The organism is Streptomyces sp. 8N616 (genome assembly GCF_052246385.1).
In the GTDB taxonomy this organism is placed as follows: Bacteria; Actinomycetota; Actinomycetes; order Streptomycetales; family Streptomycetaceae; genus Streptomyces.
Window position 1 is genome coordinate 34,526 of sequence record NZ_JBQQBY010000027.1, and the last position, 16,286, is coordinate 50,811.

A 16,286-nucleotide genomic window follows, 5' to 3' on the forward strand; every position below is an offset into this window, starting at 1 on the left:
GTCATCTGCTCTACGGGGGCGAGCGGGCCGTCCGTCGCGAGCAATCCGAATTTTTTTACGGGCCCGCAATCACGTGCTGATCAGGGCTGAACGTCGGTGTGCAGCGAGCCCGTGGGCAGCGAGTCGGCGTGCCGCCCGGTGGAGTCGTCAGCGGTCGCGCCGCCCAGGCGGGCCGACGGGTCGACGCCGGAGGGCGAGCTCGAAACGGAGGGGGCGGACGGGCCGGAAAGGCCGGACAAGTCCGACAAGTTCGAGATGTGTGACCGAGCCGAGTCGACGGAGGGAGCCGACGGAACGTCGTCGAGCGACGGAGTGCCGGCAACGTCCGGGATGTCGGGAACCGTCGGCACGGACAGAACCGACGGGACGGTCGGAACCGACGGAATGTGGACGGTCGGCGGGACGGCGGGCACCGAGGGAACCGCCAGCCCCGGGAGCGTCACCGCCTCGGGCAGCATCGCCTGCACCTCCGCGGCCAGGTCACCCGCGAGCGCACCACCCCGACCGGCGGGCGCGGACATCGCGGCGGACCCGGACGAGGCCGGAGGCACATCGCTCTCGTACGACGCCGTGGGCCAGTCCTCCGTCGCCTCGGGAGAGGTCGGCGTGGGCCGGGCTCCGTCCGGCTCGTACGGGTAGTGGGGCGCGGCGAATCCCAGAACGGCCAGCGTCGCCGCCGTGGACACCAGGGTCGCGGCCTGCGCGCCTCCGCCGGGCGCCCGGTGCCGTCCCTGCCCGCCCGCCCACAGGGCGGCCCCCAGCGTCGCGGCGAGCGAGTTGCGCAGCGTCCGCCGGGCCCTGGCCAGCAGCGACTCGACCGTGCGGTAGCTCAGGCCCATTTTCCGGGCGACCTGACCGACGTCCAGGTCCTCCGACTTGAGCCAGAGCGCCTCGGCCTGCCGGGCGGGCAGCTCATCGCTCCGGCTCGCCAGCCACTTCGCCTCCGCGCGGTCGCACACCTCTTCCTCGACGGGCGGGGGCGGGGGGACGGCGAAGGTCGACCGACTGCCGACCTGCGCCTCCCGGTTGACCTGCCGGTACCGGTCGGCGCACAGCCGCATCGTCACGGTCGTCAGCCATGCCCCGAGCCGCTCCTCGTCGACATGAGGGTTCTCCACCGCGCGCAGCATGGCCTCGTGCACCGCATCCTCGGCGTCCTCGAGACTCATGGACCTCCGGCGGGCCACCTTCAGCAACTGCTCGCGGTGGCTCCACATCCGCCGCCAGCGCTCCTCGGAGCCGCCGTACGACCCACGGGAATGCGCGGGATGAGTGTTCGCTGCCATCAGGCCCCCTCGCACTTTCGAGATCGAAACCCGCGGCCCCGGAAGCGCCGCCTCCTCTTAGGAGGGCGCTGACATTACCGCCGGGTACCCCCTGGTGGGGAGGGGCAGGACGGACTCAATCCGGCACCGGAGCGGATACGGATGTGGGATTTCCGGGACGATACGCGACGATCGGCGGGCGGCGCAGCATGATCCAGTGCACGATCCCGTAGCGATCCAGCACCGATCCCATGGAGATCCGGGCCGAAGAAATATCAGCTTTATTCAGGTCATTTCCGCTTTACGCGGGCGCCTCCACGGGCTTGAGCACCACGAAATCCGCACCGGCCGGGTCGAGGCAGACGGCCAGCCGCCCCACGCCCTCCGCGTCCTCAGGACCCATCTGCAGGCTGCCGCCGCCCTCTGTGACACTCGCCACCGTGGCGTCACAGTCCGCGACCGCGAACACCGGATGCCAGTACGGGCGGCCGCCGGTGAGGGCCAGATGCTCCGAGCGTGTGGAAGTAGATCATCCAGGCCGAGCGGGCACCTTCCTCGGTCAGCTGCCCGACCGCGCCGACGACCTTTCCGTCCCGCCGGAAGACGCCGTATCCGCCCGCGTCCGGACCGTAGGACTGGAACTCCCAGCCGAACACCGAGCCGTAGAAGCCTGCCGCGGCAGCGACATCGGGCGCACCGAGATCGAGCCAGCACGGCGAGCCGGAAACGTCAGTGGTGATCATGGCGACTCCCTTCGCAGATCCCTTGACCTCAGCCTGGCACCGGCCACTGACACCCGCCCCTCGACGGCCTGCGCGAAGCCGTCCTGATAGGAGCGCGGTTGAGGACAGTTGCGGGCAGTTGGATGGCAGAAAAACTTAAGAGGCCAGGTCAGCGGATACCTAGGACCATGCCACCGGGCCCCGGATGCCGCCCGGTCCAACCGATGCCGCCCCTTCCGCTCACGCATCGCTCACGCACGAAGCTCCTCCGTGCCGGCCTGCGCGGGGTTAGAGCGGGCCCCGGACTGGTAGGCGCGCATGTTGAGGTGTCGCGCATGTTGAGGTGTCGCGCATGTGTCGCGACGCAGCCGAGAGATCACCCCCTGTGTGCTTGCCGCTGTACCGGATGCTCTGGGAGCGCGGTAAGCCCGGGCCATCGCCTCCAGGACGAGGGCGGGGACCAGCTGCTCCGTAGAGGGGGCGGCGAGAAGGTCCACGGTGTCGAGGAGGGCGATCCACGGGACGCCGGCGCGCGGGCGGCGGCGAGACGCACGGCCCTGGTGGCGCCGTCGTGCGGCGCGAAGACCGTACGCGCGGGACCGCGGTCTGCCGGGGACCGACCGCGGAGCGATCCGCACAGTGAACTCCGACGGCCCTGGACAACTTTCCAGCAGCCGCCTGCGGTTCGCGGGTGGAGCCGGGTGGTACGGAGAAGCACTGACACCACAAGTGACTCAAGACACACACATACTGAATGTGATGTTCCAGGGGAGACCCAAAGGTGGATTTCCCATCACGTAATGGGCCTATTCGCTATATCTGGTGACCATGCGTCACCAGTCCTGCCATCCACCCCTGTCCGCCCCTGCCCTCTCGGATGGTTAACAGATGTGACTCGAACGGTCATGCGGCTAGGGTTGCCGCCGACCGCGGGGCCGGCCCGTCCGCCTCACCTGGGCAAGGCATCGCAACGGGTGGAAGAGGGCTTGAAGCTGGGATGGGACCGGTCCCGCACAACTTCATCAGGGGGAACCCGTTCATGGCTATCACTACGCCTGTCAGACGCATGGCCGTCGCCATAGCAACACTGACCGCGACTGCCCTTATCGCGCCGCAGGCTGTTGCCTCGGACAAGCCCGATGTGAAAGTCGCGCAGAGCGCCAACGCTCAGACAAAGGCTTACGCCCAGGCCAACCCGGAGGTGGTCTCGGCCGCCGCCACGGTGTGTGGCTCCGGCTACGAACTCAGCACCGTCACCCCGCTGCCCAAGGGCACCGACCCGAGCATGCGTCACGCAACCCTGTTCAACTACACCAAGGGCGGCAACGACTACGGCTGCTCGATCATGGACAACAACCTCGGCGCCACCCGCCACATGAAGCTGAAGGTGTGCAACTGGAAGAAGACCGTGTGCGACACCGACGAGGGCAACTTCAGCCAGTACGCAGGCCCCGTCTACACCTCTGAGCCGGTCTGTGCGCACGTAACCGCCCAGATGTGGTCCTCCTCCGGAACGCTTTACATCAACTACGGGACGGACTATGCGTACCTGTGCGACTAGGGCCGTGAGCGCGTGGGCCGCCGCCGCGACTGCGGTACTGCTGGCGGGATGCTCGACTCAGGCAGACGCTGACGCCGCGGCAGCCGAACGGCCCGCCGAGCACGGTGCCGCTCCGTCGCCGGCCGGCGAGGCGAACAGTGCCTCCCATGGGGGCGAGAAGTCCTCCACGCCTCCCACCGGCGGATCGACCGAAGGCGCCGTTGAGCGCGCCCGGGAGGAAGCAGAGCGGCAGCGGGCGGCACATGCGGCTGAAGGCGAGCCGGTGGTGAGGAACACCGATATCCCGGCTCCGGAGGACTACGGCTTCGGCAAGCCGATCGCCACAACCGAAGACGGGGACGTGCTGGTGTACGGGCCGAGGAAGGTTGACGGGCGGCTCCGGGTACCGGTCACGGTCACCAACCACGGCGGTGAACGAGCCTTCTACAGGGTCACCATCAGGGTCACTGGCCCCGGTGGCTACAGCGCCACCGTGCACGTGGACACCCACACCACCGGTGTCTACCCGGGCACCACCTGGCCGACCGAACTCACCCCCGGCGACCCCGAACACCCCGTACCTGGCGATCCCGAGGTCGAGATCACCAGCAGCAGCCGACTGGAACGATAGCCGCCCTTCCATCGCGGGCCTGTGCTGCCGCGTGGATGCCCGTCCTGGAGTCCTGGGGCCCCCTCACCCCGGCCGTGGCTCCCGCGCTCGGCCTGGCCACGGGGCTGCCGGCCGGCCTCTATCCGGCCTGGCGGGCCTCGCGCGTGCCCCCGACGGAGGCACTACGCGGCTGACCCCGCGACCGGCCGCCGCAACGTGACCGCTGTGAAACCCCTCGTGCCCGGACACGCTGGGCCAATTCGCTGCCCGCCCGTATCGGGACGGCCTCCCAGCCCTGCTCGACCAACTCCCTTTTCATGCGCACCCAGATGTCAGGAGACAGTTCATGGCCGACGAGATGGTTCGTCTTGCCCAAAGATTTGTGAACACGACTTACAACAACGGCGCGACACTCGGCATATCCAAACTGGACGAGAACGGCGTCACCGGCTGGCCCACGATGTACGCCCTGACGCGGGCGCTCCAGTACGAAATGGGCATCACCGCTCTGTCGGACTCCTTCGGCCCGACAACACTGTCGACGATCGGGGCGAAGTACGGCAAGTTGGATGAAACAACCATCCCCTCTGCAAACTTCTGCCGCATCATCCAGTCCGCCCTGTACTGCAAGGGTTACGACGGCGGCGAGATCGACGGCACGTACAACTCTCGGGTCAAGGCCGCCGTCGTCAAGCTGAACCAGAACATGGGCGTGAGTGCCACGTATCCGGGCAGTTCCCTGTGGCCGAAGGTCGTCAAAGGCCTGTTCAACATGGATGCCTACGTCACCGTCAACAACGGTTCGGACGCCATCCGCTCCATTCAGCAGTGGCTGAACGGCCGGTACATCCTCCGCAAGGACTTTTACGTCATCCCCTGCGACGGCCACCACTCCCGTGATGTCGCCAAGTCGATGCTGTTCGCGATCCAGTACGAGCTGGGCATGGCCGACGGCACCGCGAACGGTGTTTTCGGGCCTGGCACACAGGCCGGCCTGAAGTCCCACACGGTCTCGGTCGGCACGACCGGCACGTGGGCGCAGTTGTTCACCGCGGCAATGGTCCTCAACAAGCGGAGTGTTCCCTTCGGGAACTTCACCGCCGAGGTGAAGACCGCCGTGGAGAGCTTCCAGGCGTTCGTCAAACTGCCGGCCACCGGACTCGGCGACTTCCAGACGTGGGCCTCGCTGCTCGTCTCCTACGGCGACCAGTCCCGCAAGGGCACGGCGTGCGACGGTGTCACGATGATCACGCCGGCGCGTGCGCAGGCCCTGAAGGACGCCGGCTACAAGTACATCGGCCGGTACCTCTTCAACCCGTCCAGCACGAGCCTGCCGGAGAAGCAGATCCAACCCGGCGAGCTCGCCACGATCAAGGAGTACGGGTTGCGCTGCTTCCCCATCTTCCAGACGTGGAGCCGGTCGGCGGACTACTTCAGCTACAACCAGGGCACGAGTGACGCGTTCAAGGCGATCGAATGGGCTCAGCATCATGGATTCAAGCCCGGCACGATCATCTATTTCGCGGTCGACTACGACGCCATGGACGGTGAGGTCACGCAGTACATCGTCCCGCACTTCCGCGGCGTGATGCGCACGATCGGCGAGAACTCCAGCTATGGCGTGGGCGTCTACGGACCGCGTAACGTGTGCCAGCGCATCGCGGACGCCGGGTACTCGGCGGCGAGTTTCGTGTCGGACATGTCGAGCGGATTCTCGGGGAATCTCGGTTATCCGATGCCGACGAACTGGGCGTTCGACCAGATCGCCACCATCACCGTCGGTTCGGGCAGCGGCGCGATCGAGATCGACAACAACATCGCCTCGGGGCGTGACACCGGCCAGGGCGACTTCAACGCCGGCTCGTACACCGAGGGCCTGGACGTCGACCTGGACAAGGCCGCGTACCGGGACACGATGCTGAAGGACGTCCAGAACTATCTGACGTCCATTGGAGTTCCGGAAACCGGCGGCGACGGCTGGACCGACAAGGACTGGGCCACGCTGGGCGGCATCTCCACCACCAAGGCGTACGACCTCGTACTGAGTGCGGACTGGCTGTTCACGTCGCTGGCGCGGCAGCTCAAGCTCCGCAAGGCCCTGATCCAGGCGCCGGTCCTGTGGGAGCTGCGCAAGCTGAATCCCGGAGACTTCGCCGCCGACGAAGCCGTCAAGAACGGGCTGAAGGACGACTGCAGCACCGGCTGGGGTCAGATCTTCGCCTGGGTGACCATCGACGCCCGCAACTATTGCATGCAGCAGGGCATCATCAACGGCACCCCGCTGACCAACGACGATGTCCGGGCGGTGTGGGACGACCTCCAGGACCCGACCTACAACATCCGGTCGGTCGCCTATCTGACGGTCTACAACGCGCACCAGCTCGGGATCGCCAGGCCGAGTCTGACCACCAGCCTGGCCGACACGCAGGCTCTGCTGGCCCGGTACAACGGGACCGGTGACGATGCCCAGCAGTACGGCCGCGAGTTGATCGGCCTGTACAACGTGCTGGAGAACTACAACCGGCTGTCGCGCAACAAGTGACCCCGATCATGGGCGTGAATACTGGGCGCATGCGGAAGTGGTTGCTGACAGCCGTGGGCGTGAACCTGCTGCTGGGAATTCCCGGTGTCGTTCCGGTGTGGCTGTTGTGGTATTTCGCGGTGAACTGGCCACTCGCTGCCGTCGGCTGGACGCAGCGGGAGCCGACGGAGAACGACGGCATGCTGCCATGGCTGCTGGTCGGGGGACCCGTGATGACGCTGTTCGCTCTGGTCTGGTGGCTCGCCAACCGCCCTGTCCGGCGCAGGACAGCGCTGGACGCTCGCCTGTACTGGTCGGCCGGTGCCCTGATGACCCTTGCGCCGTCGATCGCGCTCATGATCGTTCTATGAGAGAGGAATTGAAGACGTGCAGAACGACATAGCGAGGCGGGCCGTGGTGAAGGGCGCCGCGGTGATCGGTGCCGTGGCCGCAATGGGCTCCGTCGCGCCGGGCACAGCCTCGGCCACGCCGAAGGCGGAGCCGAAGAAGCCCCCGACGTCTGCGAACGGCTGGTCCCTCGAGAAGGAAGCGAACCACATCTCGACGGTGTGGACGCGCCCTGTGGCCGGTACGGGGCTCAAGGTCGACGTCCGGATCGGCGACGTGGAGCTGATTCTCGTCCACGTGATCCGCCGCTTCCACTACGGAGTGGAGCAGATCCAGCGGATCGACCTGGCCGGCTGGCGGGACATCGGCAAGCTCCGCAAGGACCTTCCGGAGTCGAACCTCGCCTCCGGTACCGCGGTACAGATCCGGCCGGGCGCCGGCGCGAAGGGCGGGCTCTTCCCCTCCCAGGAGCTGACGCTGCGGGACATCCTCGCCGACTGCGAGGGGGTCGTGCGCTGGGGTGGCGACGACAGCGAGGTGGACGAATCGCTGTTCTACATCGACGCCGGCCCGAACGATGAGCGGGTGAGGAAGGTCGCCGACAAGCTCCGCAGATGGGACGCGACACCCGGCCAAGGCGCCGGTGTGGAGGTGGACATCCTGTCCCCGTCCCGGCGCAGCCGCGCGGATCGTCTGGCCCGCATCCAGCGCTCCGCCTGACCTGACCCCCATGAGGGCCGATCTCCCCTCCGGGTGCGTCCCGGGACCTCGTTGGGAGGCAGTCGGCCTCATGTATGAGGGTGTTCTGCCACTGGTCTGCCGAGCGCGCCCGGCAGACCAGTGGCATCGGGTGGACTGGGCCTTGTCCTGTCAGGGCGCACGGCCCCTTCGGTCCGTCGGGGGCTATCGGCGCTGCCGGTGTGAAGATGCAACCCGAAGCCACGAAAGAAGACCCAGGGGACAGAGCCGATGGCTAGATCGACTCCGACTCCGCTCACGCATGGGATCGCACGCCTCGGCCGTCGCATGCCCCGAAACGCCACGGGCAAGCAAAAAGGCCAGGTCATAGACAATCCGACCTGGCCTTTCGTTGAGCCGCCTAGGGGAGTCGAACCCCTGACCTACGCATTTCGAGCGAGGCGGGAAGCTCCCACAAGCGCTCTACCTGCAAGGATTGCGCCTACGGCACCCCACATCGCCACGAATCCGCAGGTCGCGGAGTGCGGATGTCACGAGGGATGTCAGGCGCCGGGTACCGGGCCGACCCAGGTGAGTGATCAGCACCAGGCGGACGAGGCTCTCCTGGATCACGAACACGATCAACCCCACCCCCGAAGGTCGTCTGCCGGGCCTCCGGCGGTGCGGAGTCATAGAAGCGTGCAAAGGCGTACGGGTCCTCCGCGATGGAGCGGAGTACGGCGTTGAAGGCAGACCGGGCTCCGCCGGCAGTGCGTCCGCCTGGCCGCTTGGCGACGGGGTGGTACGCGAGCTCGTAGGCCATCTCAGCCGCGTAGCGGGTCAAGGTCGACGTCAATCGTCTCGACGTCCTCGCCGTCGGCGATCGCACAGGCAAGCTCCGCGATCCGCTCGGCCTCGCCGGGGGCGGACTCGGAAAGGGCGCGCGGCCACCACGGATCGAGTAGCTACTGCAAAGCGTCGAGCCAGTAGGTCCGCCGGGCCCGCATGCCCTCGACGTCGGTGACGGATTCCGCGGCCCGGTCCAGGACCCGCCGGGCACCCAGGGCATCACCGCGTTCGAGATACAGGTGAGTGCTGGCGAGGAGCGCCTGCGACGTGCGGGCACCGGCATCCTTCCCAGCGTTGTTCCTACGGTGCTGTCGTGGCCTCGGAGTATTTCTTGATGAGTTCGTAGGAGCGAATGCGGTCGCGGAGGTCGTAGACGGGTGTGGTCAGCATCAGTTCGTCTGCTCCGGTCTCACCAGCCAGTTGCGTGAGCCGGTGTACGACGGTCTTGGGTGTCCCGACGGCTTGCAGTGCACGGAAGCCGACCAGCTCCTGTCGCTCCTTCGCCGTGAAGGGATGGGTGGCCGCCTCCGCGGGCGTGGGGAAGGGCGTCTCACTCAATCCTTTGAGGAGCCCGGCTTTGACGACGTCCATCGGTCCGACTCGCCACGCGGCTTCTTCTTCCGTCTCGGCACACACCGCCTCCACGCACAACAGCACCCGAGGTTGCTCACACCAACGGGACGGGATGAACGCCGCCCGGTAACGTTCCAGGGCCGCGAGGGAGTTGTCCGGCCGGATGTGGTGTGCGATGGCGATCGGCAGGCCGAGTCCGGCGGCGAGAGCGGCACCTGCGGTGCTGGAGGCCAGCAGCCATGGCTCCGGCAGCGGGCCGAGTGCGACTTCGTCGACCAGAAAGGCCCTGAAGTCCTGGCCCAGACACCTGGGCACAAGTAACCCGCCGGTAGTTTTCGCGGCTTGCGACTCATTACGCGTTCGCTGCAGTGGCAGCTTGTTCGTCGTGTTCCCGCAGCATCCGCATGACAGTCGCGGGTGAGGGGTGCTGGCCCTTCTTCGCTCCCTTGGAGATGACGAGCCTGGCCGCGATGTCGCGCAGGCTCAATTCCTCGTCACGCAGCGGAGGGCGGTGAACAGCATGTCGTCGTCGGTGACGCTGGCGCCGCCGATGGTCTTGCCGCGCTTGCGGGCGGACTCGTGGCCTTCGAGGGTGCGGTCGCGGATGTACTCGCGTTCCATGCCGGACATCGCGGCGAGCACGGTGAGCACGATGCCGGACGGGTCGTGCGAGCCCATCAGCTCCCCGCTGAGGAACTCCAGACCGACGTCGCTTGCCTTCAGCTCCTCGGCGAGCATGGCGAGTTCCATGCCGCGACCGAGGCGCTTGTGCTCGTGGACGACGATGGTGACGGCGGCGCCGGAGGCCCGGATCTCCCCGGGCGAGCTTCACGGCGGCCTCCAGCTCGGTGCGTTGGGTGGCGCGGGTGGAGATCTTCTCCGAGAAGACCCGGGTGACCCCGGCCTCGGCGAGCGAGTCCAGTTGCGCGTCCAGGGACTGCCGCGCGGTTGAGGCGCGAGCGTACCCGATGCGGACGTGTCCGACCGGCTCGGTGCCGGCGTTCACCGGCCGGGGGTGTTCGGTCCAGGCCGACCCCGCTTGCGTACGGCGGGGGTCTGCACGCTGAGCGTCTTGGCGAGTTGGGGCACGAGGCGGAAGCGGGCAGTGTGGTACTGGATCGCGACCTTGCCCTTGCCGGTCCGGCACGGCGAGCCGGGCGGGGCGGCGCAGGTGGACATCGGGCAGGCGTGCGCTTCCACGCGCTTGAAGTCGTCACTCACGACACCGAGCGTTTCCTGTGGGTGTTTCAGAATTCCATTCGTTTGCAGCGACTCATGAAACGTGATCGCCGCAGGTGGGTCACCGCCCGACCGGCTGTTTCACGAACGACCACCTATGAAACCCCGCCGCCCTACGTCGTCGGTCTGAGCGGGCTCGCTCGCTTCCGCGGAGCTGTCTTCAAAGATCCCGAGTTCGGATAGCTACGCTGGATCCGCAAGCTGCAGGAGGTTGCGATCTGTATGGGTGACGGTCACGGGCCCGGACGGTCTGAGCAGGAGGACTCGCTCGGAGCCGGATGGGAGGGGCACCGGCCTGCGGTTTTCGGTGTGGCCTACCGGCTGCTGGGGAGTGTGGCCGATGCCGAGGACGTGACCCAGGATGTGTGGTTGCGGGCGGCCGGAGCGGATCTACAGGACATCGGTGATCTGCGGGCTTGGCTGGTGACGGTGGCCGCGCGGCGGTCGTACGACATTCTCAAGAGTGCCCGTTTCCGTCGGGAGACCTATGTCGGGCCGTGGCTGCCGGCGCCGCTGCTGACGGAGGCCGGACGCGTCGCAGCCCGTACTCGTCGATGAGTCCGTCCGTTCGGCGATGCTGCTGATCATGGAAGAGCTGAGCCCGCCGGAGCGGGTGGCTTTCGTCCTGCACGATGTCTTCGGTCTTGAGTTTGGCCGGATCGCCGACTTGCTGGACGTCTCTGTGCCGGGTGCCCGGCAGCTCGCCTCGCGGGCGCGACGGCGGGTGGCCAAGGCGAAGCAGTCCATGCCGCAGGCGTCGAAGGCGGAGCGTGAACGCGTCCTCGCGGTTTTCCGTGCCGCGTACGAGGCCGGGGACCTGGCCAGCTTGGTCAGGCTCCTGCACCCGGACGCCGTCTACGTCAACGACGGCGGCGGCAAGGTCTTCGCGGCACGCAAGCTCATCCACAGCGGCGAGCGCGTCGCCGAGGTCATGGTGCGTGTGGGGCGCCAGTGGCATCCGGACCGCATCGACTTCGCTGAGGTCGGCGGCGGGCTCGCCCTGGTGTTCCACCGCGAAGGCCGGGTCCACTCCGTGGACACGGTCCAGATCACAGACGGTCTGATCACCGCGTACCGCAGGGTCATCAATCCCGGCAAACTCGTGCGCGTCTGAGCTGTCACACCCGGAGGGGCTACCTAGTTTCCCTGATGAGAAAGAGCAAAACGGGCGACGAAGGAATGCGCGAGCGGATGAGATCGATCCGATGACGAGCCGCTGTGAACCCTGCGTGTGAACGGGCTGTGCGCTTGAGTCGCCCCTCCCAGTAAGGACCTGTATGCAAGCCATCACTGTGCAAGACCGCGACGCCGGTCTTGCAGGGATGTCCCTGACGGACATGCCCTACCCCCCTGCGGCCGGGAACGACGTCATCGTGCGGGTGCACGCCTCGGGCTTCACCCCTGGCGAGCTGGACTGGCCGGGAACGTGGACCGATCGCGCCGGCCGCGACCGGACGCCGAGCGTGCCCGGGCACGAGCTCTCGGGTGTCGTCGTGGAGCTGGGGTTCGGCACCACCGGCCTGAGCGTCGGACAGCGGGTGTTCGGCCTGGCCGACTGGACCCGCAACGGCACGCTCGCCGAGTACACCGCGGTGGAAGCCCGCAACCTCGCCCCGCTGCCGGCGGACATCGACCACACCGTGGCCGCCGCACTGCCGATCTCCGGGCTGACCGCCTGGCAGGCCCTGTTCGACCACGGCCGCCTCACCACCGGCCAGACCGTCCTGATCCACGGCGCCGCGGGCGGCGTCGGCTCGATCGCGGTACAGCTCGCCCGCGAGGCCGGCGCCCGCGTCATCGGCACCGGCCGCGCCTCCGACCGGGACAGGGCACTCGCCCTGGGCGTCGACACCTTCCTGGACCTGCAGGCCGAGAAGCTGGAGGACGCCGGCGCGGCCGACGTCGTGTTCGACGTGATCGGCGGCGACATCCTCGACCGCTCGGCCGCCCTGGTGCGCGCCGGCGGCACGCTCGTCACCATCGCCATGCCGCCCAAGGTCCAGCCCAAGGATGGGCGGGCGGTCTTCTTCGTCGTCGAACCCGACCGCGCCCGGCTCACCGACCTCGCCCTGCGGGTAAGGGACGGCCGGCTCAAGCCGGTCGTCGGCGCCGTGCGGCCCCTTGCCGAAGCACCCTCCGCGTTCGCCCCCGGCACGCGCACCCCCGGCAAGACGATCATCCGCGTCACGGAAGACTGAACAGGAGACCGACCGCGCCGCCCTCCGCCTGACCGAGGCGATCACACGCGTGCCGGACGGACACGTCAGAACGCATTCAACGGCGCCGCGATCACCAGCCGGTGTCACCGTCGACAGCTGACCTCGACGGTGACACCGGCGGTGATACGGGCTGCCGAAGCCTCCACCGTCGTGAAGGTCATAGTGGAATCAGTCGGGCAGCTCGTGCGAGCTGCCTCGGCTCACACAAGCGCGGAGGCGTCCGACGGCGTACGTGCACGGGGAACGGCCAGGGGAGCCAGGTCAAGCCGCTTGTCCATGTCGAGGCGGAAGGTGCCGTACGGGTTGACGTTGGACCAGAACAGGGCGGTCAGGCCGCGCCGGTCCTCGTCCGTCAGCTTCTTCGCCCACCCCGTCTCGGCCAGGACCTGCTGGAGCAGCAGCGTGTTGACGTGCACGAGGCTGGCCTGGAGCAGGTGCAGGGAAAGCATCGACGTCTCGGCGTGCTCCTTGTCCGGACCGGTCAGAGCGCCGTCCTTGCCGTAGTGCAGCACGGTGTTCGCACTGTTCCAGTTCTCCACGACCTGGAGCCCGCCGTGGATCTCCCGGCGCAAGCCGGGACTCGCCAGGTAGTCGCAGGCGAAGATGGTGCGCACGGCGCGGCCGAGTTCTTCGAGCGCGGCGTAGGTGGGGTGCTTGGGGCCGCCGCGGGTGAAGCGCCGCAGGACCTGTTCGGCCTCCGCCGTCCCGAGCCGGAGCGCGGTGGCATACTTCACCATCTGGTCGTACTGCTGCTCGATCAGTTCCCAGCGGATCGGCCGACTCAGCGCGCCGCCGAGCGCGGGCCAGCCCTGCGGCGCGTCGTCGGGGCGGTACAGGCGAAAGCTGCCGATGTTCTTCAGCCGCGGCAGCAGGCGGAAGTTGAGCAGCTCGGTGAAGGCGAACCCGACCACGCTCGCGCCGTGCGTGTGGGGGACCGGCACACTGATCGTGTCACCACACCACTCGGCAGAGACTGCCGACCTCTCGTCACCACGGCCATGACCGCTTACTGACTCGGCATGACGCCCGAGGCTTCCGCAGCTGGGCCCGCCGTCCCGACATCACCGCCGCCACCTACCACCGCACCCCTCAAACGTGGGAGGGCAGCAGAAAGGTCCCCTCCCGCCCGTGGAGCGAGAGGAGACCGTCTGGCTCATGTCAGTCTTCAGCACCCGCCACGCCACCGTCTGCTGCGCCTGCGGCGGAACTGGCCTGCACCGGGTCCATCGGTGGTGGCTGACACGCAGTGGGCGCGGATCGAGCCGTTACTCCCGGACCGGACGCCGAAGAGGGGTGGGCGGTGGCGGGATCACCGTGAAGTGATCGACGCGATCGTGTGGAAGTTCCAGACCGGATCGCAGTGTGTGCACCTACCGTAGAAATACGGCAATTGGCGGGGCGTCTACAACCGGCTGCGGATGTGGGCTGTCGACGGGACCTGGGAACGGCTGCTGCGAGCCCACCAGCACGCGGCCGGGGCCCGCAAAAAGGGCCGCGGCCGGCGAGCCGGCCGACCATGCCCTCGGCCGGTCCCCGCGGCGGACTGACCACGAAGGTCCAACAAGGTAGGGACGCGGTCTGACAACGGCCGGGCAGCGAGACAGCACAAGAGGTCAGCGAGGTGATCCTGACGCGATCAACGGGTGCACCTCGTACTTGGGCGGGGGCTTGCGGCCGGGGCGGCCCGCCGTATCCGAGGGTGGGATGAGGGCGATCCAGCCGAGGTCTTCCAGGTGGTCGGCCGCGGCGCGGACGGCTTCCGAGCCGCCTTCTGCGACCCACGTACGGCCCAACAGAGCGCGGTGTGCATCGCGGACCGTGAAAGGCTCCGCCAGGTTCGGGCGCTTCCGCAGCCAGTCCAACACATCGCGAGCTGGGGTGAGGCGGCTCTCACGGTTGGCGCCCATCAGGTCGAGGCAGAAGCGGGCGTGGGCGATGAAGTACGGGGCCATCGAGATGGCGTTCGCCATGTAGGCGTCGTTCACTTCCACAGCCTGTGGATGGTCATACAAGGTAAGCGCGGCGGCGATACGGGCCAGCTTGCCGGGCAGCTTGCTGGCCCACGAGGCGATGGGGTTGAGGTCGCCGTCCTCGGCAAGGCGGGGCTGTACTCGGCATACGCTTCGGCGGCCGACCTCAGACAGCCGGTGGTGACATTGACAGGCACCCTTGTTGACCGCATTCATCCGCCGCGTACACGCCGTGTCGGGCGCGTGTCCTCTCGGAGTCGCGTCGCCCTGGGGCAGGGCGATGCCCCCTGCCAAGTGACAGCCAGCGGAGCCGTTCTCGGAATCAATCCGCCTCCTTCTCGGGCCCCGATCTTGCGGATCCCCGTGAACGGTTCAGCAATGGCAAGGCCGTCAGAGGAAACACGACCACTGACAGCAGGCCTGCCGCCACCAGCGCGGCGGCGTTAGCCGGTCGGATCGCCTCCAACTTCAAGCCGATCGTCGTCGCAGCCACGATGACCGGGAGCGAGGTGGCCTGCAAGAGTCCGCTGGCCATGACCTCGGCGCGCGAGAGGCCGGCGCGGCGGTAGGCCAATGCGGGCACTCCACGAACGAGGAGGAGTGCGGCAAAGAACATCGGTACCCGCAGCGCCGTTCCGGCGTCCGCGAACAGGGCGCCAAGGTCGAACTGGATACCGCTCGTCACGAAGAAGACCGGGATGAGAAACCCATAGCCTAGGCCCTCCAGTTTGACGTGGAATTGCAGGTGCGTCTGTTCGGAGTCGGGGTCGACCAGCCGTAGCACCGCCCCTGCAATGAAGGCACCCAGAACGGCCTCGAATCCGAGATGCAGGGCGACCGCGGACAGACCAACAACCAGAACCATTGTCAAGCGGACCCGGACTTGAGCGCTCGTGTCCGCCAGGTTCATTACCGTCCGGGACAGCCACATGGAGCGTCCTGCGCGTATTGAGGCCACCACGATGAGCACCATCAGGCAAGCAAGGCCGAGCAGGAGAAGCAGTCTGGAGGCCGGGCCCGATGCATGCTCGGAGAAGAACAGCGACAGCAACACCACAGCGCTGATCTCACCTGCCGAGCCTCCACCGATGGTCAGTTGGCCAACTGGCCGGTCGACCGCGTCGGCGTCCTTGAGGATCGGGACCAGAAGCCCCAGAGACGTGGCCACCAGCGCGGTGCCGAGGAGCAGCGGGCTCTCGAACAACCCGGCGATGTGCAGCATCCAGCCGACGGTTGCGGCCAGCACAAGTGTGCCGGCCAGTCCAATACCGATGAGCCTCGCCCGCGACCCGCGTAGTTGCTGGAAGTCGATCTCGAGCCCGGAAAGGAACAGCAGGAAGCTCAGTCCAATGATCGACAAGGCCTGAACGGTGGCGTCCGGCTGCACCACATTCAGCACCGCCGGGCCAAGAACGACGCCAGCCACGATCTCGAGGACCGGGCCCGGGAGAGGGACGCGGGGCACCACGGCGAGGAGGAACGGGGCGCCAGCCGCTACCGCGAGAACGATGACCAGGTTGTCGTACGACATCGTGACTCCGGTGGCCGGTCGGCGGGCACAGGTTCTGACCAACGTTGCCCCATCCGATGGTGTTCTGACCTGTCGAAGATCTAACCGGCGCGTCGGAGCCGCTCCGGCTCTGTCGACGGAGCCGTCAGCTTCACCGCCTCCCAGCCGGTCGACGGGATGCGGCCCCTGCGCGACCCGGACGCCGTCGACCTTGACGATGACGACGACGGCCAGGAGGAGTG

At 67.6% G+C, this 16,286-nt stretch carries 13 protein-coding genes and 4 pseudogenes; 8 read left to right on the forward strand and 9 right to left on the reverse strand.

Annotation, left to right across the window (positions count from 1 at the left end):
- Positions 1-80: 80 nt before the first annotated feature.
- Together ACTWQC_RS23800 and ACTWQC_RS23805 are read right to left on the reverse strand one after the other, a co-directional pair.
- Positions 81-1,286, reverse strand: a complete 1,206-nt coding sequence (locus tag ACTWQC_RS23800) for a sigma-70 family RNA polymerase sigma factor (RefSeq protein WP_443317827.1) — start codon at positions 1,284-1,286, stop codon at positions 81-83.
- A gap of 280 nt (positions 1,287-1,566) precedes the next feature.
- Positions 1,567-2,008 (reverse strand): annotated as a pseudogene (locus ACTWQC_RS23805) (VOC family protein).
- A 1,018-nt stretch (positions 2,009-3,026) separates the two neighbouring features.
- On the opposite strand from ACTWQC_RS23805, the gene ACTWQC_RS23810 reads away from it, so the two are divergent.
- From ACTWQC_RS23810 to ACTWQC_RS23830, 5 genes are all read left to right on the forward strand, one after another.
- The gene (locus ACTWQC_RS23810; protein ID WP_443317828.1) at positions 3,027-3,548 is read left to right on the forward strand and encodes a hypothetical protein; all 522 of its coding nucleotides are present in this window, start codon (positions 3,027-3,029) and stop codon (positions 3,546-3,548) included.
- Positions 3,549-3,813: 265 nt separating this feature from the next.
- Positions 3,814-4,158, forward strand: a complete 345-nt coding sequence (locus tag ACTWQC_RS23815) for a hypothetical protein (RefSeq protein ID WP_443317829.1) — start codon at positions 3,814-3,816, stop codon at positions 4,156-4,158.
- A gap of 325 nt (positions 4,159-4,483) precedes the next feature.
- Positions 4,484-6,679 (forward strand): glycoside hydrolase domain-containing protein, encoded by a 2,196-nt coding sequence (locus tag ACTWQC_RS23820; protein ID WP_443317830.1) that lies wholly within the window; start codon positions 4,484-4,486, stop codon positions 6,677-6,679.
- 29 nt (positions 6,680-6,708) lie between these two features.
- Positions 6,709-7,029 (forward strand): hypothetical protein, encoded by a 321-nt coding sequence (locus ACTWQC_RS23825; RefSeq protein ID WP_443317831.1) that lies wholly within the window; start codon positions 6,709-6,711, stop codon positions 7,027-7,029.
- A gap of 16 nt (positions 7,030-7,045) precedes the next feature.
- Positions 7,046-7,726, forward strand: coding sequence for a hypothetical protein (locus ACTWQC_RS23830; protein ID WP_443317832.1), 681 nt, complete (start codon positions 7,046-7,048; stop codon positions 7,724-7,726).
- Between the two features lie 1,107 nt (positions 7,727-8,833).
- Here the strand turns inward: ACTWQC_RS23830 and ACTWQC_RS23835 are convergent.
- The 4 genes and pseudogenes from ACTWQC_RS23835 to ACTWQC_RS23850 all read right to left on the reverse strand — a co-directional run.
- A pseudogene (locus ACTWQC_RS23835) lies at positions 8,834-9,388 on the reverse strand (LLM class flavin-dependent oxidoreductase); the annotation flags it as partial.
- A 201-nt stretch (positions 9,389-9,589) separates the two neighbouring features.
- Positions 9,590-9,856: a recombinase family protein gene (locus tag ACTWQC_RS23840; RefSeq protein WP_443317833.1), complete on the reverse strand. Its 267-nt coding sequence runs from the start codon at positions 9,854-9,856 to the stop codon at positions 9,590-9,592.
- Positions 9,857-9,977: 121 nt separating this feature from the next.
- Positions 9,978-10,112, reverse strand: a pseudogene (locus ACTWQC_RS23845) (recombinase family protein); the annotation flags it as partial.
- The gene (locus tag ACTWQC_RS23850; RefSeq protein ID WP_443317834.1) at positions 10,109-10,327 is read right to left on the reverse strand and encodes a zinc finger domain-containing protein; all 219 of its coding nucleotides are present in this window, start codon (positions 10,325-10,327) and stop codon (positions 10,109-10,111) included. The pseudogene ACTWQC_RS23845 and the gene ACTWQC_RS23850, both read right to left, overlap by 4 nt.
- Before the next feature lie 240 nt (positions 10,328-10,567).
- On the opposite strand from ACTWQC_RS23850, the pseudogene sigJ reads away from it, so the two are divergent.
- Both sigJ and ACTWQC_RS23860 read left to right on the forward strand, forming a co-directional pair.
- Positions 10,568-11,459 (forward strand): annotated as a pseudogene (gene sigJ / locus ACTWQC_RS23855) (RNA polymerase sigma factor SigJ).
- A 163-nt stretch (positions 11,460-11,622) separates the two neighbouring features.
- Positions 11,623-12,543 (forward strand): NADP-dependent oxidoreductase, encoded by a 921-nt coding sequence (locus ACTWQC_RS23860; RefSeq protein ID WP_443317835.1) that lies wholly within the window; start codon positions 11,623-11,625, stop codon positions 12,541-12,543.
- A 221-nt stretch (positions 12,544-12,764) separates the two neighbouring features.
- On the opposite strand, the gene ACTWQC_RS23865 is transcribed toward ACTWQC_RS23860, so the two are convergent.
- Complete coding sequence (locus ACTWQC_RS23865; protein ID WP_443317836.1) at positions 12,765-13,505, reverse strand: Tn3 family transposase; 741 nt, start codon at positions 13,503-13,505, stop codon at positions 12,765-12,767.
- A gap of 78 nt (positions 13,506-13,583) precedes the next feature.
- On the opposite strand from ACTWQC_RS23865, the gene ACTWQC_RS23870 reads away from it, so the two are divergent.
- Positions 13,584-13,943, forward strand: a complete 360-nt coding sequence (locus ACTWQC_RS23870) for a transposase (protein WP_443317837.1) — start codon at positions 13,584-13,586, stop codon at positions 13,941-13,943.
- 234 nt (positions 13,944-14,177) lie between these two features.
- Here the strand turns inward: ACTWQC_RS23870 and ACTWQC_RS23875 are convergent, their stop codons facing one another.
- Both ACTWQC_RS23875 and ACTWQC_RS23880 read right to left on the reverse strand, forming a co-directional pair.
- Positions 14,178-14,750: a DUF3987 domain-containing protein gene (locus ACTWQC_RS23875; protein WP_443317838.1), complete on the reverse strand. Its 573-nt coding sequence runs from the start codon at positions 14,748-14,750 to the stop codon at positions 14,178-14,180.
- A 106-nt stretch (positions 14,751-14,856) separates the two neighbouring features.
- On the reverse strand, positions 14,857-16,065 hold the full coding sequence (locus tag ACTWQC_RS23880; protein WP_443317839.1) for a cation:proton antiporter: 1,209 nt from the start codon (positions 16,063-16,065) through the stop codon (positions 14,857-14,859).
- Positions 16,066-16,286 lie beyond the last annotated feature (221 nt).